Here is a 23385-nt window from a genome sequence, read left to right as displayed (position 1 = left end):
AAATCGTTCATATCGTCCTGAGTACCTGGGCAGGCTTTTGGCCGAGAACGCGCCATGTCCCGGCCAAGCCGAAACCGACAGTCAGCACCAGCGCGATGGCAACGGTCATCAGCGCGACATCAGGCAGGAAGCTCGCTTTCAGCTTCATGATTTCCACCACGACATACCAGCCAGCCACGCTGCCGGCGACAAGCGCAAAGAGCGCCGTTGCAAGTCCGAGCAGCATATATTCAAGCACATAGGCCGTGATCAGCGTGCCGCGCGTGGCGCCCAGCGTCTTCAGCACCACGGCATCGTGGACACGGGCGCGGTTGCCCGCAGCCAGCGCTCCGCCCAGCACCAGAACGGATGCAGCCAGCGCGATGGAAGCCGCAGCGCGAATGGCGGTTGCAAGCTGGCTGATCAGATCATTGGCGACATTGAGCGCATCGGTCACGCTGACCGTCGTAACGGCGGGCCATGTCTTGGTGACCTGCCGCAGCACATCAGGCGCAAGGTTCTTCTGGCTATCGGGAATGGTGAGCGTCGCCAGCCAAGTCGCAGGCGCACCGGCAAAGGTATTGGGCGAAAACACCATGACGAAGTTCATCGCAAGCGTTTCCCACTGAACCTGACGGAAGCTTGCGATCTTCGCGGTAATGTTGCGGCCCAGCACATTGACCGTCACCGTGTCGCCGAGCTTCAGGCCCAGTTCCTTGCCCTCGCGCTCCGCGAAGGACACCAGTGGTTCGCCACTATAGTCGTTCGGCCACCATTCGCCTTCCGTCAGTGTCGAGTTTTCGGGGACCGTATCGGAAAAGGTGATGCCACGGTCGCCGCGCAGCACCCAGGCTGCTTCCGGCGGGATGGTCATGTCGCGCACATTGGTGCCGTTGAAGGCAACGATACGCCCGCGCAGCATCGGACCGGAGGTCAGCTTGCCATCGGGCACGATGCCGCTGACCAGCTTGGTGAAATCGCCGATATCGCGGTTCTGGATATCCACGAAGAAAAAGTCAGGCGCCTGCGCCGGAATGTTTTCCGTTACCTGGCGGCGCAGATTGCCATCGATCAGCGCGATTGCCACCATCAGCGTCAGGCCAAGGCCCAGTGAAAGCACCACAGAGGGCGTGAGCGCGCCGGGTCGATGGATGTTGCCCACCGCAAGCCGAAGCGCTGTCGAACGCACGCGTGGAACCCGGCGGGCAAGCCAGCGGATGCCGTCGGCGACAAGCCGCAGCACGCCGAAGGCAGCGATTGCCGAGACGATGAAGATTGCAGCGATGCGCCGGTCATAAGCAACGTAGAGCGCCAGACCGGCGAGTGCAGCAATCAGCAGAACCGCAAGGGTGAGATAGAGGAACGGTGGCAGGCCGCGCTGTTCAAAACCTTGTTCGCGGAAAAGCGCCGTCGCCGGAATATCGCGGGCGCGGCCCAGCGGAATAATCGCGAAGGCAAGCGTGGTGATAAGGCCGAAGACGGCAGCGAGCGCCAGAGCATCGGGAAAGAAACCGCCGCCACCGGCGACCGGCAGATAATTGGCAAGCGCCATCGCGGCAGCAAACGGGATAATCGCCGCCAGTATCAGCCCGAGAACAATGCCTATGAAGCCGATCACCATAATCTGCACGAGATAAACCAACACCGCGAAGCGCGCTGGCGCGCCGAGCGACTTGAAGGTGGCGATCACGCCGCGCTTGCCGTCAAGATAGGCGCGCACCGCATTGGCGACGCCGACACCGCCGACGATCAGGGCTGTCAGGCCCACCAGTGTCAGGAATTGCGAGAAGCGCTCGATATTGGCGCTCAGCGCCGGAGCGGCATTGGTGCGGGAACGGATGTTCCAGCCTGCATCGGGGAAATCGGCAGCGGCCTGCCGCCTGACTTCGGCAATTGCTGCATCCGGCGCGCCATCTGTGAGGGCAACCTTGTAGATATGATCGACAAGGCTACCGGGCTGGATCAAACCCGAAGCCCGCAAGCCATCCAGCGAAACCAGAAAGCGCGGCGCAAAATTGAAACCCGAGGAAAGCAGGTCCGGTTCGCTCTCGATCAGGCCGCGCAATTCAAACACTTGCGAACCGAGCAGCACTTTTGCGCCAAGCGACAGGTCCATGCGATTGAGGAAATCCTGACTGACGGCCGCGCCATAGGTGCCCTCCTTCTCGCCGGTCATGTCGGCGAGCGATTGCTGCGGCTGGACTTTCAGTTGACCATAGAGCGGATAGGCAGCGTCGACAGCCTTCACCTCGACCAGCGACTGGTCGGAACCATCGGGCATGCGCGCCATGGAGCGCATGGTGGCGCTTTCCGCCATTCTGCCCTGTTTTGCAATGAAGGCGCGTTCTTCCGCCGTTGCTTCCCGTTGATTGAGCGCGAAGCTGACATCACTGCCCAGAATGCTCTGGCCTTCCGATGCAATGCCGGTGCTGACCGACCGCGCCACCGAGTTGACGCCGCCGATTGCGGCAACACCAAGCGCGATACAGGCGAGGAAAATATAGAAACCGGACAGGCCACCGCGCATTTCACGCAGCGCAAAGCGGAGAGCAAGCGAGAACGACTTTGCCGCACTCATGCGCCAGCTGCCAGCGATTCGAGAACGGAGCCGCCCTGTGCAGGCTCTTCGATCCGGCCCGAGCGCACTGGAATTTCGATGTCGCAGCGCGCCGCAAGCGCCGGGTCATGCGTGACAAGCACCATGGTGAGGCCGTTTTCGCGCTGCTTGGCGAACAGAAGATCAGCAATCTGGCGCCCCGTCGTGGTATCGAGATTGCCGGTCGGCTCATCCGCGATCAGGATTTTCGGGCTTGGCGCAAGAGCACGGGCAATCGCAACGCGCTGCTGTTCACCGCCGGAAAGCTCCGATGGATAATGGGTGAGGCGCTCGCCAAGGCCGACAGCGCGCAATTCGCGTTCCGCCACCTCGAAAGCATCGCGACGCCCGGCCAGTTCCAGCGGCACGGCGACATTTTCAAGCGCGGTCATGTTGGGAATCAGGTGGAAGGACTGGAACACGATGCCGATATTGGCGCCGCGGAAAGCGGCGGCCTGATCTTCGCTCATCTGGCTGATCGTCCGACCTGCAATCTTCACAGTTCCGTTATCGACATGCTCCAGACCGGCCAGAACCATCAGCAGCGTGGACTTGCCGGAACCGGACGGACCAACGATGCCAACCGACTGTCCTTGCGATATATGAAGGGAAACGCCCTTCAGCACATGCACCGATGAGGCGGCGTGACCAAGGGTTAGATGAACGTTCTCAAGTTCGATAATCGGGCCAACAACCTGTTCCGTCACGCGGTTTTTATCCTATATGAATCTTTAGAACCAAACAGCGCGCCACAAATTTGAACTTATGTTGCGCCAATTATTGAAGAGAAGTCCGGCGGGCCATTTGCCCACAGCCCCTCAAATATGGGTTTTCGACGATGCGTTTCAAACTCTCAATTCCGGCATGGCTCCCGATTTTTGCGATGATGGCGTCTTTTATGGCGGCAAGCCCCATCACTACGGCGCAGGCGCAGGAGGATCCGACCGGTCTCGAAGACGCACTGCCGACCGAGCAGCTTTCACAGGTCAAGATCGTCGGTTTCGGCGACAGCCTCATGGCGGGCTATCTGCTGCCGGCCAATGCCGCCTTTCCGCAGCAGCTTGAAAAGGCACTCAACGACAAGGGTGTCGAGGTTTCGATCGAGAATGCGGGCGTGTCGGGCGACACGACCACGGGCGGGCTTTCGCGCATCGACTGGTCCGTTCCCGATGGCACCGATCTGGTCATCCTTGAACTGGGTGCGAATGACGCGCTGCGCGGCATCGAACCCGACATTACCGAAAAGAACCTCGACGAGATGCTGGCGCGCCTGAAGCAGCGCGGCATTTCGGTCATTCTTGCCGGCATGATGGCCCCGCCCAACATGGGCAAGGACTATGCCGCCAAGTTCAACCCGATCTATCCGAAGCTGGCACAGAAATATGGCGTGCCGCTCTACCCGTTTTTCCTCGACGGCGTAGCAACCAAGAAGGACTTTCTGCTCGAGGACGGAATGCACCCCAATGAAAAGGGCGTCGAAACGATGGTGTCTAACTTTATGCCCACTATCGAAAAGAGCCTGACGAACATGCAAAATAAGGGGACATCGGGAGGCTGACGCCGGTCGGGAGCATAAACAGCTTGCTCCCGGACTCAAACTTTGATTCGCTGCAGTTGCATCAACTTAACCGAATCAATTCGGCAGGTACGGTGCACTGACTCTCTAGGCTAGAGTGTCCTTTATGCATCCTTTGGATGCCCGGCGCTCTGGCATGGAACGCTTCGAGGAGGATGCCTTATGCCGCGTCTTTTCACTGCCCTCGAAATCCCGCGCGACGCCGCGCTTTCGCTCTCGTTGTTGCGAGGCGGTCTTCCCGGCGCACGCTGGATTGATGTCGAAAACTACCACATAACGCTGCGTTTTATCGGAGATGTGGAAGGCCACGTGGCCGACGAGGTTGCCAATGCGCTTGATCGCGTGCGGCGGCCGGAATTCATGCTCAACCTGTCGGGTGTCAATGCTTTCGGTTCCAAAAAGCCGCACAGCATCTATGCGGGTGTATCCCCCTCGCCTGAGCTCAACGCATTGCAGGCGGAAATCGAACGGATCTGCCGGCGACTTCACATTCCCGCCGACCCGCGCAAGTTCACGCCCCATGTGACACTGGCGCGGCTGAGAAATCCCCGCATCGAGGATGTGGTGCGCTATCTCTCCTCACGTGGCAACTTCGCGACGCTGCCCTTCAAGGTGGGACGGTTCGTGCTGATGTCGTCACGCGATTCCGTCGGTGGCGGACCTTACATCGTGGAGGAAGCCTGGCCTTTGGTTGCCCGTTCCGGCCAGAACTGGTCGGCAAGCGCGATGGAAGCTGCCAGAACCATTCGGTAAACCTTTTCGAAATCCCCGGTCCCGCCATAATAGGGATCGGGGATTTCAACCGCCCGTCCTTCTGCAATCTCGGTGAAGAGCCCGATATGCGCGCTTGCATTTGCGGGCCTGCGCTCAGCGATCATTCGCATATTGTAACGGTCCATCCCAAGGATCAGGTCAAAACGGCTGAAATCACTTGCGATGAGCTGGCGGCAGCGTTGTGCGGAAATATCAAGACCGTGACGCGCTGCAACGCTGATGGAGCGCTCATCCGGTTCCTCGCCGGTATGATAGCCATTGGTTCCGGCAGAATCGACCAGCACATGGCGGATGCCCCGCTTTTCCAGCACATGCCCCATCACGCCTTCGGCAAGCGGAGAACGGCAGATATTGCCTGCGCAAACGAAAAGAATGCTGGTCGGGGCTTGTGCGGCTACGGATACGATCACGGAACTCTCGCGCTCATGATAAGTTAGTTCAGGAACCGCAACATAGGCGAAAGAAGATGGCACGCAACCGGCTGACAGAAAATGAACTGAACGAAGCGCTCACTGAACTGGATGGCTGGCAGAAGGTCGACGGACGCGAGGCGATTGCCAAGAGCTTCAAGTTCAAGGATTTCAATGCCGCCTTCGGTTTCATGACGCGCGCAGCGCTCCATGCGGAAAAGCTCGACCATCACCCCGAATGGTTCAATGTCTACAACCGCGTCGATGTTACGCTCGCTACCCATAGCGAGAACGGCATTACGGAACTCGACATCAAGCTTGCGCGCAAGATGAATGCGATAGCCTGAATTTAGAGCTTTGAAATATAGACGTAAATCTTCCGGCGGTCATAATTGAAGCTGCCATCTGGATTGCGGCTGGAATAGGGTAGAACGCGGGTAAGATTGATGCGATCCTGCCAGTTCTGCCCGAGTTTGCCGCCATGGACACCCCGGATATGAACATCGCCGAGCGAAATTGCGGCATGGAAAATGTGCCCCGCCTGCACGTCATAAAAGCCGATTGCCTGACCGAAGGGTAGAGCCGAATAACCGTTCCATTGTTCGCCCGCCCTGAAATTCAGGATCGGTATCCAGTTCTGGCTGGATGTGCCGCGCAAAGTGTTGAGCGAAATTCCGGCTCCGAAGAGAAACCGCAGATAGACGGCGGCATCGTAGCATCCCGCCTCCGACAGATCGACGGTGATGTAATTATCTTCGCTTCCAGCAGCCAGTAGCTGGTTGCCGCGAAACAGCCGTGTTGAACGGTCGCTGCGGATGAAATTTTCCCCATAGCCGGTCAAATGCATCAAAACCTCCATTCGTTCGGCATCGCTCCAGTGCGGTCCAAGCCGTTTGGTGAGCAATCCGGTCGAATCTGTATTTTGGGGATTTGACGGGGGCGTTGTAGCTGATGGTTCTTGCAGGATAGGACTACGGGGAAATCGAACTGGCCTTGCAAGAGCGGTACAAACTCCCCATTTTTTACCGGTCAGAACCCGCATTCGATGATTGGAATCGGGACGACAGGAGTTGAACGAGAATGGATGACGTCAGAATCGGTGAAATCCTCGAACCCGGCAGCGAGAGCGAATTCAAGAAGCGCAGCGAACGGGTGAAGAACGGATTCTGGAAGGCCGCGCGCCGCGCCGGTCGCATGGTGCCATTCATGGATGAGGTGGTGGCAGCCTATTACTGCGCGCTCGACCAGAGGACCCCAACCCGTGTGCGCATGACCCTGATGGCGGCGCTCGCCTATTTCGTCCTACCCTTCGACGCCATTCCCGATATTCTGGCCGGTATCGGCTTCACCGATGACGTTGCCGTGCTGATGGCAGCGCTGACAGCCGTTCGTGCCCATATCACACCGGCGCACCGGCTGGCCGCGCGACAGACACTTGAGGATGAGGGAGCAAGGGAATAGCGGCGGCTGATCACAGCTATGTGATTCTGGCTACTTTGCTTCAATTGCCCCCCGCTTTTTTCCTTATTTCCCTAGTTCCGACATCCTATCCCCCTTCAACATATTGCCTTAATCCCCTGCTGCCTTATTGCCTTATCCCCACGAACACACTCTCGCCGCTTTCTTTTAATTCAAGTGGAGCCAAGGGATGGCGGGGCGACTTAGCTGCTCATTCAAGTTTTCTTTCGAAACTTCACCGTTTGGTAACCCAGATTAAGGCAATTTAATCGGCAACTGAGCGGGACGGCGTGATGAACGGCGGCATCCCGATATTCAAGTTTGAAGCAAACGAAAGAGAACCGGTAAAAACCAATGCTTGGAAAATCGATCGTCGCGGCTTCTGTGTTCATGATTGGGATGGCGGGTTCGGCACTCGCCCAGACCCCGAGCCAGATCAGCCAGTTCAATGCCTGGGGCGCCTACAGCTATCAGTCGGGCAACGGCAAGGTCTGCTATGTCCTCTCCGTACCGACCCAGAAGGCTCCGGCCAATGTCGATCACGGTGACAACTTCTTCCTCGTGAGCCAGAAGCCCGGCCAGAACATCTCGTTCGAACCGCAATTCATGGCCGGTTACGACCTCAATACCAATGCCAAGGTCGTCGTCTCCATCGGCAACCGCAACTTCAACATGTTCGTCAACGGTAAGTCCGGCTGGATGGAAAATGCAGCGGAAGAGCCGCAGCTCATCGCAGCCATGCGCGGCGGTTCGGAAATGAAGGTGCAGGCACAGTCGAAGCGCGGCACCAAGACCAACTATACCTATTCGCTGAAGGGTATTTCGGATGCGCTGAAAGCCATCCAGAAGTGCAAGTAATCCTCACGATTGGACAACTTTCAAAGCCGGGCCTTGCGCCCGGCTTTTTCTTTTGCAGCCTTGCTCCCCGCCGTCATGCATAGCGACCGGATTTCATGTGGCCGGATTTCATGTGGGATGACGAATGCGATATTGTGTGCTAAGAGCGCGCGCAACAGGGTAGCAAAGCCAAGTGCCGGACCCTATTTATCCATGAATTCGGGCCAGATTATCTGGCGAAGCTTATCGACGCGCTTCAGCCGTCGTCTCCAACAGTTGAAAACAGATGTCCATTTCGTTCGACCTTACCATTGATGATACGCGCGACCAGCTTGCCCGCCATGCGCGCGCCAGCCTGGAAGCAAAGCCGTCGCTCATCGGCATGTCGCGCGAGGAAATGGCCGAAGCGCTGATCAAGGCCGGTGTGCCCGAGCGTCAGGTGAAGATGCGCATCAGCCAGCTCTGGCATTGGCTCTATGTGCGCGGCGTTTCCGATTTTGCCGACATGCGCAATATTTCCAAGGATTTGCGCGCTATGCTGGCGCAGCATTTCACCATTGCGCGGCCTGAAGTGGTCGAAGAACAGATTTCGCAGGACGGCACCCGCAAATGGCTGTTCCGTTTTCCGCCGCGGGGTGCCGGCCGTCCGGTCGAAATCGAAAGCGTCTACATTCCCGAAGAAGGCCGTGGCACGCTCTGCGTTTCCTCTCAGGTCGGCTGCACGCTCACCTGCTCGTTTTGCCATACCGGCACGCAGAAGCTGGTGCGCAATCTGACCTCTGAAGAAATTCTGGCGCAGCTTTTGACCGCCCGCGACCGGCTCGGCGATTTCCCGGACAAGGACACGCCCGACGGTGCCATGGTTCCCGCCGAAGGTCGCAAGATCACCAATATCGTGATGATGGGCATGGGCGAGCCGCTCTATAATTTCGAGGAAGTGAAGAAGGCTCTGCTGATCGCCTCCGATGGCGACGGCCTGTCTCTCTCCAAGCGCCGCATCACGCTTTCGACCTCCGGCGTCGTGCCGGAAATCTATCGCACCGGTGACGAGATCGGCGTCATGCTCGCCATTTCGCTGCACGCCGTGCGCGACGAGCTGCGCGACATTCTGGTGCCGATCAACAAGAAGTATCCGCTGGAACAGCTCATCAAGGCTTGCCGCGAATATCCGGGCCTGTCCAATGCAAAGCGCATCACCTTCGAATATGTGATGCTCAAGGACATCAATGACAGCCTTGAGGATGCCAAGCTGCTGGTAAAGCTTTTGCAGGGCATTCCGGCCAAGATCAATCTGATCCCGTTCAACCCGTGGCCCGGCACCAATTACCAGTGTTCGGAATGGGAGCAGATCGAGAAATTTGCCGATTATGTGAACGCGGCTGGTTATGCATCGCCGATCCGCACCCCGCGCGGTCGCGACATTCTCGCGGCCTGCGGCCAGCTTAAGTCGGAATCGGAGCGCATGCGCAAGAGCGAGCGCCTTGCTCTCGAAGCCATGATGATTGCTGGACACGGTGAATAACGGGGTGAATAAACCGATGGGTGAGCGCGCTTGAACGATACTTTCGACTACATAACGCGCTTCGCCATCGTGGTATTCGGCTATTGCTGCGGTGTATTGACGGCCGGCTGGTTTCTCGCCGCTATCCTTTTCCGCACCCTCGGGATCGATTCCTTCATGAATGATTTCGTCATGATGGCAAGCGATGCGGATGCCGGTTCGCTCTTTGCAGCCACCAGCTTTTGGAGCGCCGTCTTCGTTGGCGGTTTTGCCATTGCAGCCATGGCTGGCGGGTTCAGCTTTGTGCCCGCCCTCATCCTCATCATTCTGGCTGAAGCGCGCGGTTACAAATCATCCCTGTTCTATTGCGTTGCGGGCGCCCTGATCGGGCTTGCCGCCGCAGGCGCATCGCTTCCGTTCAGCGATGGCCGGAGCGTGCCGGAAAGCTCGCTCTGGATCGCAGCCATAGCAGGCGCCGGTGTCGTCGGCAGCTTCGTCTACTGGCTGCTGGCAGGGCGCAATGCCGGGCGGCTTTTAACCCGCCCGGTTGAATAAAATCCATCTTCTTTTTCGCATTGTCCTACGCAAAACCGCTTCGCACTTTTGCTGGAAATGCTCTATTTCGCCTGTGCGGTGATGATCTTCAGCGCGAAGGCTGAGAATACGCCCGCAAACATCCAGTCCACGATGCGCGTCACGGTCGGGTTCTTTTTCAGGAGCCCGGCGAAACGATCTGCCGCCACCACCATCGGAATGGTGAAAGGCAGCGCCATCGGAATGAACGACAGGCCGAGGAAGAACAATTTGCCCATGGCATGCGGGTCATGCGCGGAGACGAACTGCGGCAGGAAGGTCATGTTGAACAGGATGATCTTCGGGTTCAGAAGGTTGATGCCGAGACCCGTCAGCCAGTTCTGGAACAGCGTATGCTTCTTGCCGCCATTCTTTTCCGGCGAGAAGGCCGATCCCTTGCGGATCGCCTGTACGGCCAGCCAGACCAGATAGCCCGCTCCCACCACTTTCAGTGCCGTAAAGGCTGCAGGAGACGCCAGAATGAGCGCCGAAAGGCCGAGCGCCACCATGGTGGTATGAATGACGATGCCGGTGCTGGCGCCAGCCATACAGGCAAAGCCTGCGGCCTTGCCTTCGGACAGGGCGCGCCCGACGAAAAGTGTCATGTCGGGACCGGGCGTGATGGAAAGGATCGCGGTTGCTATCGCGAACTGGACAAAAATCGTCCATTCGGGAATGAAGGTCAGGTTTGTCAGAAAAGACATCGAAATGTGCTCCAAGAGATGGCGCACGCTAGAATAATTTCCATGCAAATGGAACCGTGGAATGGAGGCCGAAATGCTGCTGATCGTAGGGACTGTCCGCCTGCCGCCGGAAAATCTTGACCGGGCGCGCGAGGCCATGCAGCGCATGATCTTGGCCAGCCGGGCGGAGGATGGCTGCGTGGATTATGGCTATGCCGCAGATATTCTCGAACCGGGTCTCATCCATGTGAAGGAGATGTGGCGCGACCGTGCTTCGCTCGACCGGCATTTCGCCTCCCCCCATATTGCCGAATGGCGTGCGGCCTGGCCTGAACTTGGTATCGGCGACCGCAATCTCGTTGTTTATGAAGTTGGTGAACCACAGATCACGTAATACCAAAACTCGATGAGCTTGACTCATCGAGTTTTGGTTAAGCCCGTGCGGCGACTGAGCATTTTCAGGGCGTGATGCGTTAGCATCTCAGCGCCCTGGTATAATCCGCATCAGTTTTCGCGATAAGTCGCAGCCCTTCGGCTTGCACGCTGCTTGGCAACTGCTAAAAGAACTACGGACAAATTTTGGGCGCCGCTCTGGAGCGCCTGATGAGACGGAAGTTTATTATGAGCAAGTGGAAAGACGTTAAGAAAGTCGTTCTCGCCTATTCGGGCGGCCTCGACACCTCGATCATCCTGAAGTGGCTTCAGACAGAACTCGGCGCGGAAGTTGTGACCTTCACTGCCGATCTCGGTCAGGGCGAAGAACTTGAGCCAGCCCGCAAGAAGGCGGAAATGCTGGGCATCAAGGAAATCTTCATCGAGGACGTGCGCGAAGAATTCGTGCGCGATTTCGTTTTCCCGATGTTCCGCGCCAATGCCGTCTATGAAGGCGTCTATCTGCTCGGCACCTCGATTGCCCGCCCGCTGATCTCCAAGCACCTGATCGAAATCGCCAGGAAGACCGGCGCCGACGCGATCGCACACGGCGCAACCGGCAAGGGCAACGACCAGGTTCGTTTCGAGCTTTCGGCCTATGCGCTGAACCCGGACATCAAGATCATCGCCCCATGGCGCGACTGGTCGTTCAAGAGCCGCACGCATCTGCTCGAATTCGCCGAACAGCACCAGATCCCGGTTGCCAAGGACAAGAAGGGCGAAGCGCCGTTCTCCGTCGACGCGAACCTGCTGCACTCCTCGTCCGAGGGCAAGGTTCTGGAAGATCCGGCTGTCGAGGCACCGGAATATGTGCATATGCGCACCATTTCACCGGAAACCGCGCCCGACAAGGCAACGATCATCAAGATCGGCTTTGAAAAAGGTGATGCCGTTTCGATCAATGGCGAACGTCTGTCGCCAGCAACGCTGCTTGCCAAGCTCAACGACTATGGCCGCGACAATGGCATCGGTCGTCTCGACCTCGTGGAAAACCGCTTCGTCGGCATGAAGTCGCGTGGCGTCTACGAAACGCCGGGCGGCACGATCCTGCTGGCAGCTCACCGCGCCATCGAATCGATCACGCTTGACCGTGGCGCTGCTCACCTCAAGGACGAGCTGATGCCGCGCTACGCCGAGCTGATCTATTACGGCTTCTGGTTCTCGCCGGAACGCGAAATGCTGCAGGCCGCCATTGATCACAGCCAGCGCCATGTTGAAGGCGAAGTCACGCTCAAGCTCTACAAGGGCAACGTGATGGTGATCGGTCGCGAATCGGACAAGTCGCTCTATTCCGACAAGCTCGTCACCTTCGAAGACGATCAGGGTGCTTACGACCAGAAGGACGCCGCAGGCTTCATCAAGCTCAATGCACTGCGTCTGCGTACGCTTGCTGCGCGTGATCGCAAATAAGCATATCCAATCCAGACAAAAGCCCGCCTTCCCGGCGGGCTTTTTGTTTTTAGAGCAGGACGTGAATTTTGTCTTTCTATCTGGCCCTGCCTGCCTGCATTCTGCTTGGCATTTATCTGCTGGTGCGCTGCATTGCCATCCTGTGGAAAGTGATCGTGCCGGATGTCCGCCACCAATTTGCGGGCAGCGACCGGCCACATAGCTTTCCTTTGCCAAGAGCCGGGCGATACGCGATCAGCATCGTATTTCCGCCATTTACCGTTCTCACAGGAACAGCCTATTTCTCAACGCAATTTGCCATCAAGGCGCGCGCGACCGGCGCCCCGATTGCCTATCATTCCATAAGCCGTTTTCTGTTGAGTGTCCGGCGGACGGACATGCGCGGCTATGCCTCTCACGTCTTGGGATATTTCGACTGCACGACACCCGGCGATTACGAAATTACCTGCCTGACCCCTGAAAAGATCAGGGTGAATTTCCGGCTGGAAATAACGCCCCATGTTTCGGTCCTGAAACTCGTGCCCGTCATCGCAGGGACTATTCTTGCCGCTGGAATGAGTGTGGGCGGGACGATTGTCTTTGTGCTCTGGATGGCGGGCAGAATCGCATGAGATCAAGCGGCGTGTTTTATACCCGCCAGCATCTTTTCTTCACCGGGACGCAAGGTCAGCACCCGCACGCCATTCGCGGTGACTGCAACCGTATGCTCGAACTGCGCTGACAGTTTTCCGTCACGCGTCACCACCGTCCAGCCGTCCTTTTCGGTCTTCACCTTGGCCGTTCCCTGATTGAGCATCGGCTCGATGGTGAACACCATGCCTTCGCGCAGACGAACGCCGGTGCCGGGCTTGCCGAAATGCAAGACCTGCGGCTCCTCGTGCATCTCGCGACCGATACCGTGGCCGCAATATTCCCGCACGATGCTGTAATCATGCCGCTTGGCGTGACGCTCGATGGCATGGCCGATATCGCCCAACGTCGCGCCGGGTCGCACGGCAGCAATCCCTTTCCACAAGGCCTCATAGGTCACGCGGACCAGCCGCGAGGCAAAGGGAGCAACGTCACCGACCATGTAGGTCTTGCTGGAATCAGCGATATAGCCATCCTTTTCCAGCGTGATATCGAAGTTGATGATCTCGCCGTTTTCAATGATCTGGTCATTCGACGGCATGCCGTGGCAGACGACTTCATTCTTCGAGCTGTTCAGCACATAGGGATAGTCATATTGCCCCTTGCTGGCAGGCCGCGCCTGCAATTCGCGGGTAATATAATCCTCGACCAGATCGTTGACCTGCATCGTGGTCATGCCCGCCAGCGGCGTGCGGTCGAGAAGTGTAAAAACGGAGGCGAGCAGCGCGCCGGATGCCGCCATTTTCTCCACTTCGGCAGGTGTCTTGGTCATGACGATTGCACCGCCAGAACCGGCAGCTCGACCTGTGCGGCGCGCAACTGCATCTGCACGATCTCGTTGAACGACAGGTCGGGATAAGCCTGCGCCAGCATGCCGATCTTCATCCAGTATTCAGCCTGCGCATTGATCGAACGGCACATGACGTCACTCGCCTTGCGCAGTTCCTCATGCAGTTCGTCAGCGATTTTCACGATACCCATATCATTGTCCAGACCATACGGTTCATATATGGATCATATATAAACCGCATATATCCATCGATCAAGCTCCCCTGATTTTCATTCGCATGTTCAAATCCGCTTGCATTTAATACGGCACCTTACTATCAGGTACCGTATGGAGATAATCGAACAAAAGCATCGCGCCCTTCTGGGTGAAATGGAACGCCGGCACAGCCCGTCCACCGACGCGCTGAAAACCTGCTTTGAAGTTTTGTCGCTTGCTGCGGCCATTGACCGGGATTGCGCCAGCCGGCTGGCACCGCACAAGCTTTCGGAGGGCAAGTTCGTCCTGCTGTTTCTGCTGCACAATGCGCCCGGCGGCCTCTCGCCGCACGAGCTTTCAGAACGCGCAGGTGTCACGCGCGCCACCATCACCGGCCTGCTGGACGGGCTGGAGCGCGATGGTTTCCTCAAGCGTCACGCGGATAGCGAGGACCGCCGCAAACTGACTGTCCGGCTGACATCCGAAGGGGCGCTGCTGGCGCAACAGCTTTTCGAACAACATACCGCATGGATTGCAAGCCTGATGAGCGATCTCTCGTCAGGCGAACAGCAGCTTCTCAGCACCTTGCTGCGCCGTATCTGGAGCCGCACCGATGCCGGTCGCTCTTTCAAGATCAATGAAACCCTAAGGGATATGACATGACCTATTACCTCGCCGAGCTTTATTCCCCGAAATCGAGCTGGCACGCGCTCGATGCTGAAGGCAGGCAGGCCTTCTTTGAGAAAGTCGGCGCGGGTATGGGCGGGCTTGGCGCGCTCGGTATCGAGGCCTTGGCATTAGGTCCCGTCGACGCGACAAAGTCTTTTGCGCCCAGCCAGAGTTTCTTCGCCATCTGGCGTTTCCCGGATGAAGCAGCTCTCGACATGCTGATTGCCGGAATCACCGCCACCGGCTGGCATGATTATTTCGACACGATCAATGCGGCGGGTGCAGGCACCGACCTTCCCGGCCATCTGGCGCAACTGGCAGGCGTGCCTTTCAGGGACGCCGCCTAATCCAAAACCACTATCGCGATGATAGAGCGTATCCCGAAAAGTGTGAAACGCCTACGCAAGGAAATCAGTCCACTGGACTGATTTCTGATCCCGCTTGACTCTTGCCTCGCTCGATTCAATACTAGAACATATAGAGAACAAAAAGATGGAATCTAGACGTGAGCGGCATCGACATCGCGGCGCTGCGGCGCATGGTTACGACCATTGAAGGCAACGATCCGCAAGGCAGTTTTGCAAATCAGGGGCAAACGGGCTTCGGGCGGGCGCGCAGTTTCACGCTCGGCCTTGCCGGAGCGGATGCTGCCTTTCCGCATGGTCTGGCAGGCGACGCGCTGCATGAGGTTTTTGCCGAAAACCCCGGCGCGCATATGGCTGCGACCGGCTTTGCGCTCGCCTTTGCCGCCCGTGCGGCAGAACGCGCCATAGAGCCTCGTCGCCCGATTATCTGGATCGAGGAAGAAAGTGCTGCAAGTGAATATGGCGGGCTTTATCCGCCGGGACTTCATGCCTTCGGGATCGATCCGTCGCGACTTCTGATCGTGCGCTGCCCCACGGCACAGGATGTCCTGAAGGCGGCAAATGATGCGCTGGAAGCCGGAACCGGCGGCAAGGCTTCGCATCTTGTTTCCGGCGTCGTCGCCTCGGTGACAGGCCAGCCGAAATGCCTCGACCTGACCGCTTCGCGTCGTCTGCTTCTGGCAACAGAAACCGCGCAGCTGCCCGTCATCCTGCTCCGGAGCCACCGGACGGCTGTGCAAAGCGCTGCCGTCAGCCGCTGGCGGGTGGCGCCCGCGCCGTCCCGTTCAAGTGGAGCGAACGCACCCGGCAAGCCTGTCTTTTCGGCGGTTCTGGAACGCAATCGCCACGGCACATGCGGGCAATGGATCATGGAATGGAACAATGAAACCCAGGAATTTGGTGCTAACGAACGGGATGGCAGAACGTCTGTTTCTCGCCCTCTGGTTTCCGTTTCTGCCGACCGACCGGCTTCGCAACAGCGCTCCGCCTGACGGCAAACCGCGCCTGCCTTTGGTTGTGACCGAACGCACGGCCAATGCGCTGCGCCTGACAGCAGTGGATGCCGGAGCGGCAAAGCTCGGCCTTTTTCCCGGTATGGCACTGACGGATGCGCGCGCCCGCGTGGAACGGCTTGAAGTGGCAACGGCAGCACCGGAACATGATGCGGCATTGCTCAAGCGTCTTGCCCATTGGTGCGAGCGCTACACGCCGCTTGTCGCCTTCGATGAGCCGCATGGGCTGATGCTCGACATAACCGGCTGTGCGCATCTTTTTGGCGGGCTCGACGCCATGCGTGCCGATGCAATCCGGCGTCTGGAACGGGCCGGGCTTGGCGTACAGGCGGCGATTGCCGATAACAGTTTTGCCGCGCGACTTCTGGCACGGGGAACGAAGGGCAGTGTCTTCAGCAGAGCAGAGGCCGACCGGCTGCTTCCCCGCCTGCCGCTCTCCGCGCTTGAACTGACGCAAGCTGCGGAAACCGGCCTTAAACGCGCCGGATTGAAACGCATCGGCGATGTGATGGGGCTTCCGCGCGCCGCACTCACCGCCCGCTTCGGCACCGATCTTGTCACCAGGCTCGACCGGCTGGCGCGGCACGAGCGTGCACCGATTTCCCCCTTGCGCATCATGCCTCTCAGCACCGTCGAGCGCCGCCTGTCAGAGCCGGTTACCGCAATGGAACTGGTTGAACGCATCTTGCAGGAACTGGCGCAGGAGCTTTTTGCGCAGCTTGAACCGGAGGGCAAAGGCGCGCTTCTGATTGAGGCCTCCTTCTTCCGTGTCGATGGCGAAGTGCGTCATATCCACATCGAAACCGGCCAGCCCTTGCGCAGCGACAAGGTTTTCCTGCGCCTTGCGCGTGAAAGGCTCAACGCCTTGACCGACCCGCTCGACGCCGGTTTCGGCTTCGACATGATCCGGCTGGCAGCACTGCGCAGCGCGCCAATCGCCCAGCGCCAGACGGGGCTCGACCAGCATGAGGAAGATGAAGCGGGGTTTAGTCAGCTTGTCGACCGGCTTTCGGCGCGGCTTGGACAGAACCGCGTTCTCGTTTCCTTTTCGCGTAACACGCATATTCCTGAACGGGCCTTCGGCCTGCGCCCTGCCCTTCACACGGACAGCAAGGGCGAAGCCGATTACGAAAGCACCGCAGCACTTCCCGGCGACCCGCCAGCGCGCCCCATAAAACTGTTTCGCCCGCCACAATTGATCGAAAGCGTGGCGGAAGTGCCCGACAGCCCGCCTTCGTTTTTCCTGTGGCGGCGGGTGCGCCATCATGTGCGCCTTGCCGAGGGGCCGGAAAGGATCGAACCGGAATGGTGGCTCGCAATCGGTCACACGGTTCCGGAACTGCGCGATTATTACCGGGTGGAAGACGAGAACGGCCAGCGCTTCTGGATTTTCCGCGAAGGCCTTTATGACGGTGCCAATCATCCGCGCTGGTTTTTACACGGACTGTTTGCGTGATGGCTCCTTATTTCGAAATGGCTGCTGCCAGCAATTTCTCCTTCCTGTGCGGTGCGTCGCATCCGCAGGAACTGGTAGCGCGTGCGCATGAGCTTGGTCTGTCCGGTATCGGCATTGCCGACCGCAACACGCTGGCCGGTGTGGTGCGGGCACATGCGGCATGGAAGGATTTTCGCGACAAGAGCGATTTCCGGCTTTTCATCGGCTGTCGCCTGTCCTTCACCGACGGCACGCCGGATATGGTCGTCTATCCGCGTGATCGTCCGGCCTATGGGCAATTGTGCCGCCTGCTGACGGAGGGCAAGGCACGCGCCGCCATCAAGGGCGAATGCCATCTCGAATGGGGCGACCTGCTGTTTCGCGCCCGACAGTTCCAGATCGCGGTCTTTCCGCCTGAAGACGACAGACCGGATTTTGCCGCGCGCCTGACCGAGATTGCGCAAGCTGCCCCCGGCTCGGTCTGGTTGGCGCTCGCCATGCCGCATCAGGGCCATGACGGACGCCGGGCCGAACGCATCGCCCGTTTTGCAGCCGAAGCCAATGTGCCGCTGCTCGCCACCAATGACGTGCTCTATCATCATCCCGACCGCCGCGCGCTTCAGGATGTGCTGACGGCAACCCGCCACCACACGACTGTTTTCGCAGCCGGGCAGCTTCTCGAAAAGAACGCCGAACGCCACCTGAAACCACCAAAGGAAATGCTGCGGCTGTTCCGCGACTACGCTGAAGCAGTCGAGGCTACCGCCGATTTCGTCGCGCCCATCACCTTCCAGCTTGATGAGCTGAAATATGATTATCCCGACGAGCCGGTGCCGCCCGGCAAGACGCCGCAACAACATCTGCATGATCTCACCTGGGAAGGTGCCGCTCGTCATTACGGCGCTAACAGCATCCCGCCGAAGGTGCAGACGCTGATCCACAAGGAACTGGCGCTGATCGAAAAGCTGCAATATGCGGCTTACTTTCTCACGGTTTATGACATTGTGAGCTATGCCCGCCGAGAAGATATTCTGTGTCAGGGGCGTGGTTCGGCCGCCAATTCCGTCGTCTGCTTCTGCCTTGGCGTCACCGGTGTGGACCCGACACAGGTCGATCTCCTGTTCGAGCGCTTTCTTTCGGTGGAGCGAAAGGAACCGCCGGATATCGACGTCGATTTCGAGCATGAGCGGCGCGAAGAGGTGATGCAATATGTCTATAAGCGCTATTCCAGAGATCGCGCGGCCATTGTCGCAACCGTCATCAGCTATCGGTCCCGCAGTGCGATCCGCGATGTCGGCAAGGCGCTGGGGCTGACTGAGGATGTGACGGCAGCGCTCGCCAATACGGTCTGGGGCATATCGGGCGGCGGCATCGACAAGCAGCATATCAGGCAGGCGGGCCTCGACCCCGACAATCCCATCATTCGGCGTGCGGTGGAACTGGCCATCACGCTGATCGGCTTTCCGCGCCATCTGTCCCAGCATGTCGGTGGTTTCGTTCTGACCCGTGACCGACTGGACGAGACCGTGCCTATCGGCCCGGCAGCGATGGACAAGCGATCTTTCATCGAATGGGACAAGGACGATATCGACGAGGTGGGGCTGATGAAGGTCGATGTGCTGTCGCTCGGCATGCTCACCTGCATCCGCAAGGCCTTTGATCTCATTCACCAGCACAAGCCGGAAAAATATGATGGCAAGAAGCTGACGCTGGCCAATCTGCCGCGCGAAGACGAAGCCGTGTACGACATGCTGTGCAAGGGAGATTCGCTCGGCGTGTTTCAAGTGGAAAGCCGCGCCCAGATGAACATGCTGCCACGCCTGCGCCCGCGTGAGTTCTATGATCTCGTCATCGAGGTCGCCATTGTGCGGCCCGGCCCCATTCAGGGTGACATGGTCCATCCCTATCTGCGGCGGCGAAACAATGAGGAACCCTGCACCTTGCCATCGCCAGCGCCGGAGTACGGGCCGCCCGACGAGTTGCTACAAATTCTCGGTAAGACCAAGGGCGTGCCGCTGTTTCAGGAACAGGCGATGCGCATTGCCATGGAGGCTGCAAAATTCACACCGGATGAGGCCAACCAGTTGCGCCGCGCCATGGCCACTTTCCGCAAGATGGGCACCATCCATACGATGGAGACAAAGATGATCGAAGGCATGGTCAATCGTGGCTACGACCGGACCTTTGCCGAAAACTGCTTCAACCAGATCAAGGGTTTCGGCGAATATGGCTTTCCCGAAAGTCATGCGGCAAGCTTTGCCCATCTGGTCTATATTTCCGCGTGGATCAAATGCCACCATCCGGAAGTGTTCGCCGCCGCGCTTCTCAATTCCCAGCCCATGGGTTTTTACGCACCCGCCCAGATCGTGCGCGATGCTCGCGAGCATGGCGTGACGGTGCTGCCCGTCGATGTGAACTTCAGTCACTGGGATAATATTCTGGAGGATACGCTCGATATTCGACCGGCGCTCCGGCTCGGCTTCCGCCAGATCGACGGCTTTTCCAAACGGGACACCGAACTCCTGATTGCCGACCGGCAGGAGCCTTACCGCACCATCGAGGACATGCATCGGCGGCTCCGGCTCGACCGGCGCGCCTTCACGCTTCTGGCTGATGCCGATGCCTTCGGCTCGCTTGACATCGACCGCCGCGCAGCACTTTGGGCCGTGCGCCGTCTGCCCAATGATGAAACCCTGCCGCTGTTCCGCGCCGCCGCAACCAGCGAACTGGCGGAGGAACCGCGCACAAAACTTCCTGAAATGGCCGCCTCCGAGCATGTGATTGCCGATTACGAGACGACGCGGCTCTCGCTGAAAGGGCATCCGCTGCAATATCTGCGCGAGGGTCTGGCGGCGGAAGGCGTTTCAACCTGTCGCGCGGTGCAGGAAGGTGCTGACAGACGCCGCATGAAAGTGGCGGGCGTCGTCACCGTGCGCCAGCGCCCCGGCAGTGCCAAGGGCGTGGTGTTTCTCACCATCGAGGATGAAACCGGCATCGCCAATATTGTCGTCTGGCCGAAGATCATGAAGACGTTTCGCCGCGAAGTGATGGGCGCGCGGCTGATCCATATCGAAGGTCGCCTCCAGCGCAGCCCCGAAGGGGTCGTGCATCTGGTGGCGTCAAAGCTGCAGGACCGTTCGGCAGCATTGATCGAAATGAGCGGACGCGAAGCGCAGCGCCTCGTCGCTCCATCCCAGATGGCGCATCATCCGCGGAATGTAAAAATCATGCCGAACTCGCGAGACTTTCATTGAGCAATCACGCGCTCCGAAGCCCGTTCGCTATTTTGGCTATGACGCGACGAAAATGGTGCAATTCGAGAACCGGAGCGGAGTGTAGTTTAAAGTGTGTCGCATTTTATCGTAGTCATACGACACGCTTTAAGTTTTTGTTTTCCTGCATGTCTTTATCCCAAAACCGGTTCCCACTTTTGGGAGACATGCATTAGGTACATGAGCACCGGAAGCGCAGAAGTGCGCCATTTGCAGACCGTCAGAGCCGAAATAGAGCGGGCTTCAGTTCCATGCGCCAACGAAAAACACAGCACAATAATGCAGTGCCGCGCCCACCACGACAAAGCCGTGCCAGATGGCATTCTGAAACCGCAGGCGCTCCCAGACATGGAAGATCACCCCCAACGAATAGACCATGCCACCGGCTGCAATCAGCCAGAAAACGGCTGGCGGCAGCGATTGCACCATGGTGTCGTAGACCATGACGCCGCTCCAGCCGAGCGCCAGATAAAGCAGGATCGACAGCCGGTCGAAACGTCCCGGCATGAACAGTTTCAGCATGATGCCGACGAAAGCCACGCTCCAGACGAAGAGAAGCAGCGGCAGAGCGCGGTCGCCCATATGCATGGCAAAAGGCGTGTAGGTTCCGGCGATCAGCAGATAGATCGCCGAATGGTCGAAACGGCGCAGGAACCATTTGGTCGGGGAAACCGGCCAGATATTGTAGACGGCCGAAATGCCGAGCGCCGCCAGAAGGCTCGCGAGATAGACCCCCGACGAAATCGAGGTCGCCGCAGGCATGTTCGGCAGGAAATAGATCAGCATGGCAATGGCGCCCGCAAGCGCCAGCCCGACACCCAGAACATGGATGACGCCATCGGCCCACAATTCGGCCCGGTCATATTTCCATTTGACTGGATGAGGCAGTCTTACATTCATGAAATTTCCCTGTCGTCGGTTCCAGAGCGCGTTTCGATCTGATTGGGTCAGATCGGCGCTCTAGTCCTTTGTTTTAACGCGCATCTTTTCCGAAAACCGTTTCACACTTTTCGGGATGCGCTCTCAACAGGAAACTGCCATCGCTTTGCAGCGTCAAGATGACAGTTGGTTGATAGGAAGTTTATTGCGCTGCCGGTGCGTAGGAAGCCTGAATGGGAGCGACGCCGGGGAGCGGTGCTGTCCCACCTTCCGGCAAGGATGCCGGCTGGATGGAAGCGGCTGCGTCACGGGTCGGTCCGTTGCGCTTCCAGCTTCCGTCGAGGCCGGTTTCCTGCAACAGTCCCTTGCGCTTGGCATCGTAATAATAGCCCCGCGCATAATAGCGGACTGCCTGGCTTTCATCACCGCCCGCGACCTTATAGGCGCCGGACAGATAGCGAACCGCATATTTCAGATTGGTTTCCGCATCGAGCAGACCCTTGGCCGCGCCCGTATAACCCATGCCGCGCGCAGTCGGATGGCTGATCTGCATCAGGCCCCAATAAGGTCCGTTGCGGGCGCCCGGATTGAACCGGCTTTCGCGATGCACGACCCGGCGCACAAGGCGTTCCGGCACGTCATAGGCGACGGAATATTTGGTGATCAGCGCATCGAGTTCTTCCGGCGCATGATCCGGTGTCTCAAACGCCATATTGGCGGCAACGGATGCCGGCGAAGCGGCAGCCTGCGCACCGGCATAGGCCATCATCGGTTCGGACTGGCCACGAATGCCGGGAATGGGAACAACGGCAGGCAGGACCGGATCGGAAGGATCGGTCACGGCTGCGACGGTCTGCGTTCCGGCAGCAGCGCCCGCATCGGCAGTCGCCGTGCCTGCGGCATTGGCCGTGGCACTGGCAGCGCTGCCTGCTGCGGAAGCGGTCTGGCTGGAGGTATCGGTCTGCGTGATCAGCGCCGTTTTCACGGGCTTGCCGTCATTGGTGGTGTTGCAGGCGCTGAGCGCCACGGCACAACCAAGAAGCATGAGGCCCTTGCGGACCAGACCAGCGGAGGAAGAAGAGGAAAGCGCGTAACGCATGACCGGATCCGTTCTCAGGAATCGAAATCTTTTTCGATGCGTTTTTCAAGCTCGACCAGATCTTCAGGCAGAGGCAAACCACTGGCCCGCAGCGTATTGAGCTTCTCGCGAACCGTTTCACGGATTTCATGAGCGTCTTGCGGCTGATTCACCATTTGCTCGAAAAGCAGCGCAATTTCCGCCTTGATGTCCTCGAATGCCATCCAGATCCTCTTGGCTTTACAGGCATCGGAAAGCGCCCGTTTCAGTCAATATTCTTTCGGTCGATGAGGATCATGTACCATGCAAAAGACGGCAAACGGAAGCGCTAAACGTCGGGGCTCGGCCAAAATGAATATTTCAAATGGTAACAAAAAGATTAACGCACTCACAAAATGCGCGGTGACACTGCATCTACCACATTGAAATCAAAAGCAAAAATACCGAGATCATCGAAGTCTAGACCGCCGTTTGGATCGAAGAGATAAATGCTCATCCAGACGAGCGCGATCACGAGCACAATTGCCAGAATCATGAGAATCAAAAGGCGTCGCCCGAGCGCGGTCTTGCGACCCGCTCCTTCCGGCGGCTGTTTGGCCATAGTCAATTGCTGCCTTGTTCAATCGTCATTGGTCGCGTTCAGTTCATCCGGCGGTGTGCCATGTTCGGGCTCCGCCGACAGATAGCCCTCGCGCACCAGCCATTTGCGCAGGATAAGCGTCATCGCCTCGGTCTGGTTGAGACCAGGATGCTTTTCGGCGATGAAGCGCTCCAGAGCGTCGTGCACGTCATCAGGAAGATAGATGCTCATTCATGCTCCTCCACGTGAA

The 23385-nt window shown here is 58.5% G+C and carries 27 protein-coding genes; 15 read left to right on the top strand and 12 right to left on the bottom strand.

The window, feature by feature from the left end; translation table 11 throughout:
• Positions 1-7 precede the first annotated feature (7 nt).
• Together CES86_RS13580 and CES86_RS13575 are read right to left on the bottom strand one after the other, a co-directional pair.
• Positions 8-2557, bottom strand: coding sequence for an ABC transporter permease (locus tag CES86_RS13580; protein ID WP_094514624.1), 2550 nt, complete (start codon positions 2555-2557; stop codon positions 8-10).
• Positions 2554-3282, bottom strand: a complete 729-nt coding sequence (locus CES86_RS13575; protein WP_094514622.1) for an ABC transporter ATP-binding protein — start codon at positions 3280-3282, stop codon at positions 2554-2556. The genes CES86_RS13580 and CES86_RS13575 overlap by 4 nt, the downstream gene beginning before the upstream one ends.
• Positions 3283-3413: 131 nt before the next feature.
• On the opposite strand from CES86_RS13575, the gene CES86_RS13570 reads away from it, so the two are divergent.
• Together CES86_RS13570 and thpR are read left to right on the top strand one after the other, a co-directional pair.
• Positions 3414-4133: an arylesterase gene (locus tag CES86_RS13570; protein ID WP_011982321.1), complete on the top strand. Its 720-nt coding sequence runs from the start codon at positions 3414-3416 to the stop codon at positions 4131-4133.
• Between the two features lie 180 nt (positions 4134-4313).
• The gene (thpR, locus tag CES86_RS13565; protein ID WP_010657900.1) at positions 4314-4904 is read left to right on the top strand and encodes an RNA 2',3'-cyclic phosphodiesterase; all 591 of its coding nucleotides are present in this window, start codon (positions 4314-4316) and stop codon (positions 4902-4904) included.
• Here the strand turns inward: thpR and CES86_RS13560 are convergent.
• The gene (locus tag CES86_RS13560; protein WP_094514621.1) at positions 4814-5335 is read right to left on the bottom strand and encodes a low molecular weight protein-tyrosine-phosphatase; all 522 of its coding nucleotides are present in this window, start codon (positions 5333-5335) and stop codon (positions 4814-4816) included. The two genes, thpR and CES86_RS13560, sit on opposite strands and share 91 nt — an antisense overlap.
• 56 nt (positions 5336-5391) lie before the next feature.
• Here CES86_RS13560 and CES86_RS13555 point away from each other — a divergent pair, with 56 nt between their 5' ends.
• Positions 5392-5682 carry a 4a-hydroxytetrahydrobiopterin dehydratase gene (locus tag CES86_RS13555; RefSeq protein ID WP_010657898.1) on the top strand — a complete coding sequence of 97 codons (291 nt, stop codon included), beginning with the start codon at positions 5392-5394 and terminating at the stop codon, positions 5680-5682.
• Between the two features lie 2 nt (positions 5683-5684).
• On the opposite strand, the gene CES86_RS13550 is transcribed toward CES86_RS13555, so the two are convergent.
• Complete coding sequence (locus CES86_RS13550) at positions 5685-6182, bottom strand: hypothetical protein (protein ID WP_226622377.1); 498 nt, start codon at positions 6180-6182, stop codon at positions 5685-5687.
• A 233-nt stretch (positions 6183-6415) separates the two neighbouring features.
• Here CES86_RS13550 and CES86_RS13545 point away from each other — a divergent pair, with 233 nt between their 5' ends.
• From CES86_RS13545 to CES86_RS13530, 4 genes are all read left to right on the top strand, one after another.
• On the top strand, positions 6416-6796 hold the full coding sequence (locus CES86_RS13545; protein WP_094514620.1) for a YkvA family protein: 381 nt from the start codon (positions 6416-6418) through the stop codon (positions 6794-6796).
• Positions 6797-7147: 351 nt separating this feature from the next.
• A complete protein-coding gene (locus tag CES86_RS13540) occupies positions 7148-7651 on the top strand; it encodes an invasion associated locus B family protein (protein WP_010657895.1) in 504 nt (167 codons plus the stop codon).
• 265 nt (positions 7652-7916) lie between these two features.
• Positions 7917-9152: a 23S rRNA (adenine(2503)-C(2))-methyltransferase RlmN gene (rlmN, locus tag CES86_RS13535; protein WP_011982317.1), complete on the top strand. Its 1236-nt coding sequence runs from the start codon at positions 7917-7919 to the stop codon at positions 9150-9152.
• A 30-nt stretch (positions 9153-9182) separates the two neighbouring features.
• Entirely contained in the window at positions 9183-9686 is a 504-nt protein-coding gene (locus CES86_RS13530; protein ID WP_094514619.1) for a hypothetical protein, read from the top strand.
• Positions 9687-9748: 62 nt separating this feature from the next.
• Here the strand turns inward: CES86_RS13530 and CES86_RS13525 are convergent, their stop codons facing one another.
• Positions 9749-10408, bottom strand: a complete 660-nt coding sequence (locus tag CES86_RS13525) for a LysE family translocator (RefSeq protein WP_010657892.1) — start codon at positions 10406-10408, stop codon at positions 9749-9751.
• 73 nt (positions 10409-10481) lie between these two features.
• Here CES86_RS13525 and CES86_RS13520 point away from each other — a divergent pair, with 73 nt between their 5' ends.
• The 3 genes from CES86_RS13520 to CES86_RS27915 all read left to right on the top strand — a co-directional run bounded on the left by CES86_RS13520 (position 10482) and on the right by CES86_RS27915 (position 12840).
• Complete coding sequence (locus tag CES86_RS13520; protein WP_011982315.1) at positions 10482-10781, top strand: putative quinol monooxygenase; 300 nt, start codon at positions 10482-10484, stop codon at positions 10779-10781.
• A gap of 227 nt (positions 10782-11008) precedes the next feature.
• The gene (locus CES86_RS13515) at positions 11009-12229 is read left to right on the top strand and encodes an argininosuccinate synthase (RefSeq protein ID WP_040129026.1); all 1221 of its coding nucleotides are present in this window, start codon (positions 11009-11011) and stop codon (positions 12227-12229) included.
• 68 nt (positions 12230-12297) lie between these two features.
• Positions 12298-12840: a hypothetical protein gene (locus CES86_RS27915; protein WP_235819917.1), complete on the top strand. Its 543-nt coding sequence runs from the start codon at positions 12298-12300 to the stop codon at positions 12838-12840.
• Between the two features lie 2 nt (positions 12841-12842).
• Here CES86_RS27915 and map read toward each other — a convergent pair whose 3' ends face one another.
• Both map and CES86_RS13500 read right to left on the bottom strand, forming a co-directional pair.
• Positions 12843-13631, bottom strand: coding sequence for a type I methionyl aminopeptidase (gene map / locus CES86_RS13505; RefSeq protein ID WP_094514617.1), 789 nt, complete (start codon positions 13629-13631; stop codon positions 12843-12845).
• A complete protein-coding gene (locus CES86_RS13500; protein WP_094514616.1) occupies positions 13628-13840 on the bottom strand; it encodes a ParD-like family protein in 213 nt (70 codons plus the stop codon). The genes map and CES86_RS13500 overlap by 4 nt, the downstream gene beginning before the upstream one ends.
• A gap of 136 nt (positions 13841-13976) precedes the next feature.
• On the opposite strand from CES86_RS13500, the gene CES86_RS13495 reads away from it, so the two are divergent.
• From CES86_RS13495 to CES86_RS13475, 5 genes are all read left to right on the top strand, one after another.
• Positions 13977-14507, top strand: coding sequence for a MarR family winged helix-turn-helix transcriptional regulator (locus CES86_RS13495; RefSeq protein ID WP_094514615.1), 531 nt, complete (start codon positions 13977-13979; stop codon positions 14505-14507).
• Positions 14504-14860 carry a DUF6616 family protein gene (locus CES86_RS13490; protein WP_011982310.1) on the top strand — a complete coding sequence of 119 codons (357 nt, stop codon included), beginning with the start codon at positions 14504-14506 and terminating at the stop codon, positions 14858-14860. The genes CES86_RS13495 and CES86_RS13490 overlap by 4 nt, the downstream gene beginning before the upstream one ends.
• A 158-nt stretch (positions 14861-15018) precedes the next feature.
• Positions 15019-15870 carry an ImuA family protein gene (locus CES86_RS13485; RefSeq protein WP_094514613.1) on the top strand — a complete coding sequence of 284 codons (852 nt, stop codon included), beginning with the start codon at positions 15019-15021 and terminating at the stop codon, positions 15868-15870.
• Positions 15806-17347, top strand: a complete 1542-nt coding sequence (locus tag CES86_RS13480; RefSeq protein WP_094514676.1) for a Y-family DNA polymerase — start codon at positions 15806-15808, stop codon at positions 17345-17347. The genes CES86_RS13485 and CES86_RS13480 overlap by 65 nt, the downstream gene beginning before the upstream one ends.
• Positions 17347-20580, top strand: a complete 3234-nt coding sequence (locus CES86_RS13475) for an error-prone DNA polymerase (protein WP_094514612.1) — start codon at positions 17347-17349, stop codon at positions 20578-20580. Before CES86_RS13480 ends, CES86_RS13475 begins: the two co-directional genes overlap by 1 nt.
• Before the next feature lie 261 nt (positions 20581-20841).
• Here CES86_RS13475 and trhA read toward each other — a convergent pair whose 3' ends face one another.
• From trhA to CES86_RS13450, 5 genes are all read right to left on the bottom strand, one after another.
• Positions 20842-21498 (bottom strand): PAQR family membrane homeostasis protein TrhA, encoded by a 657-nt coding sequence (gene trhA, locus CES86_RS13470; RefSeq protein ID WP_010657882.1) that lies wholly within the window; start codon positions 21496-21498, stop codon positions 20842-20844.
• A 181-nt stretch (positions 21499-21679) separates the two neighbouring features.
• On the bottom strand, positions 21680-22576 hold the full coding sequence (locus CES86_RS13465) for a lytic transglycosylase domain-containing protein (protein WP_040129029.1): 897 nt from the start codon (positions 22574-22576) through the stop codon (positions 21680-21682).
• Between the two features lie 14 nt (positions 22577-22590).
• Positions 22591-22779, bottom strand: a complete 189-nt coding sequence (locus CES86_RS13460) for a hypothetical protein (protein WP_010657880.1) — start codon at positions 22777-22779, stop codon at positions 22591-22593.
• 164 nt (positions 22780-22943) lie between these two features.
• Positions 22944-23156: a hypothetical protein gene (locus CES86_RS13455; RefSeq protein ID WP_029375838.1), complete on the bottom strand. Its 213-nt coding sequence runs from the start codon at positions 23154-23156 to the stop codon at positions 22944-22946.
• Between the two features lie 18 nt (positions 23157-23174).
• Positions 23175-23366, bottom strand: coding sequence for a ribbon-helix-helix domain-containing protein (locus CES86_RS13450; RefSeq protein ID WP_010657878.1), 192 nt, complete (start codon positions 23364-23366; stop codon positions 23175-23177).
• Positions 23367-23385 lie beyond the last annotated feature (19 nt).

It is taken from the genome of Brucella lupini, assembly GCF_002252535.1.
Classification (GTDB): domain Bacteria; phylum Pseudomonadota; class Alphaproteobacteria; order Rhizobiales; family Rhizobiaceae; genus Brucella; species Brucella anthropi.
Note: the sequence above shows the minus strand (reverse complement) of the source record. Positions and strands in the feature narration are given on the sequence as shown.

What these genes read in the sequence shown, in the direction of transcription:
- CES86_RS13580 (WP_094514624.1), bottom strand. Translation starts at nt 2,557, where the DNA reads ATGAGTGCGGCAAAGTCGTTCTCGCTTGCTCTCCGCTTTGCGCTGCGT.
- CES86_RS13570 (WP_011982321.1), top strand. Translation starts at nt 3,414, where the DNA reads ATGCGTTTCAAACTCTCAATTCCGGCATGGCTCCCGATTTTTGCGATG.
- thpR (WP_010657900.1), top strand. Translation starts at nt 4,314, where the DNA reads ATGCCGCGTCTTTTCACTGCCCTCGAAATCCCGCGCGACGCCGCGCTT.
- CES86_RS13555 (WP_010657898.1), top strand. Translation starts at nt 5,392, where the DNA reads ATGGCACGCAACCGGCTGACAGAAAATGAACTGAACGAAGCGCTCACT.
- CES86_RS13550 (WP_226622377.1), bottom strand. Translation starts at nt 6,182, where the DNA reads ATGCATTTGACCGGCTATGGGGAAAATTTCATCCGCAGCGACCGTTCA.
- CES86_RS13545 (WP_094514620.1), top strand. Translation starts at nt 6,416, where the DNA reads ATGGATGACGTCAGAATCGGTGAAATCCTCGAACCCGGCAGCGAGAGC.
- CES86_RS13540 (WP_010657895.1), top strand. Translation starts at nt 7,148, where the DNA reads ATGCTTGGAAAATCGATCGTCGCGGCTTCTGTGTTCATGATTGGGATG.
- rlmN (WP_011982317.1), top strand. Translation starts at nt 7,917, where the DNA reads ATGTCCATTTCGTTCGACCTTACCATTGATGATACGCGCGACCAGCTT.
- CES86_RS13525 (WP_010657892.1), bottom strand. Translation starts at nt 10,408, where the DNA reads ATGTCTTTTCTGACAAACCTGACCTTCATTCCCGAATGGACGATTTTT.
- CES86_RS13520 (WP_011982315.1), top strand. Translation starts at nt 10,482, where the DNA reads ATGCTGCTGATCGTAGGGACTGTCCGCCTGCCGCCGGAAAATCTTGAC.
- CES86_RS13515 (WP_040129026.1), top strand. Translation starts at nt 11,009, where the DNA reads ATGAGCAAGTGGAAAGACGTTAAGAAAGTCGTTCTCGCCTATTCGGGC.
- map (WP_094514617.1), bottom strand. Translation starts at nt 13,631, where the DNA reads ATGACCAAGACACCTGCCGAAGTGGAGAAAATGGCGGCATCCGGCGCG.
- CES86_RS13500 (WP_094514616.1), bottom strand. Translation starts at nt 13,840, where the DNA reads ATGGGTATCGTGAAAATCGCTGACGAACTGCATGAGGAACTGCGCAAG.
- CES86_RS13495 (WP_094514615.1), top strand. Translation starts at nt 13,977, where the DNA reads ATGGAGATAATCGAACAAAAGCATCGCGCCCTTCTGGGTGAAATGGAA.
- CES86_RS13490 (WP_011982310.1), top strand. Translation starts at nt 14,504, where the DNA reads ATGACCTATTACCTCGCCGAGCTTTATTCCCCGAAATCGAGCTGGCAC.
- CES86_RS13475 (WP_094514612.1), top strand. Translation starts at nt 17,347, where the DNA reads ATGGCTCCTTATTTCGAAATGGCTGCTGCCAGCAATTTCTCCTTCCTG.
- trhA (WP_010657882.1), bottom strand. Translation starts at nt 21,498, where the DNA reads ATGAATGTAAGACTGCCTCATCCAGTCAAATGGAAATATGACCGGGCC.
- CES86_RS13465 (WP_040129029.1), bottom strand. Translation starts at nt 22,576, where the DNA reads ATGCGTTACGCGCTTTCCTCTTCTTCCTCCGCTGGTCTGGTCCGCAAG.
- CES86_RS13460 (WP_010657880.1), bottom strand. Translation starts at nt 22,779, where the DNA reads ATGGCATTCGAGGACATCAAGGCGGAAATTGCGCTGCTTTTCGAGCAA.
- CES86_RS13455 (WP_029375838.1), bottom strand. Translation starts at nt 23,156, where the DNA reads ATGGCCAAACAGCCGCCGGAAGGAGCGGGTCGCAAGACCGCGCTCGGG.
- CES86_RS13450 (WP_010657878.1), bottom strand. Translation starts at nt 23,366, where the DNA reads ATGAGCATCTATCTTCCTGATGACGTGCACGACGCTCTGGAGCGCTTC.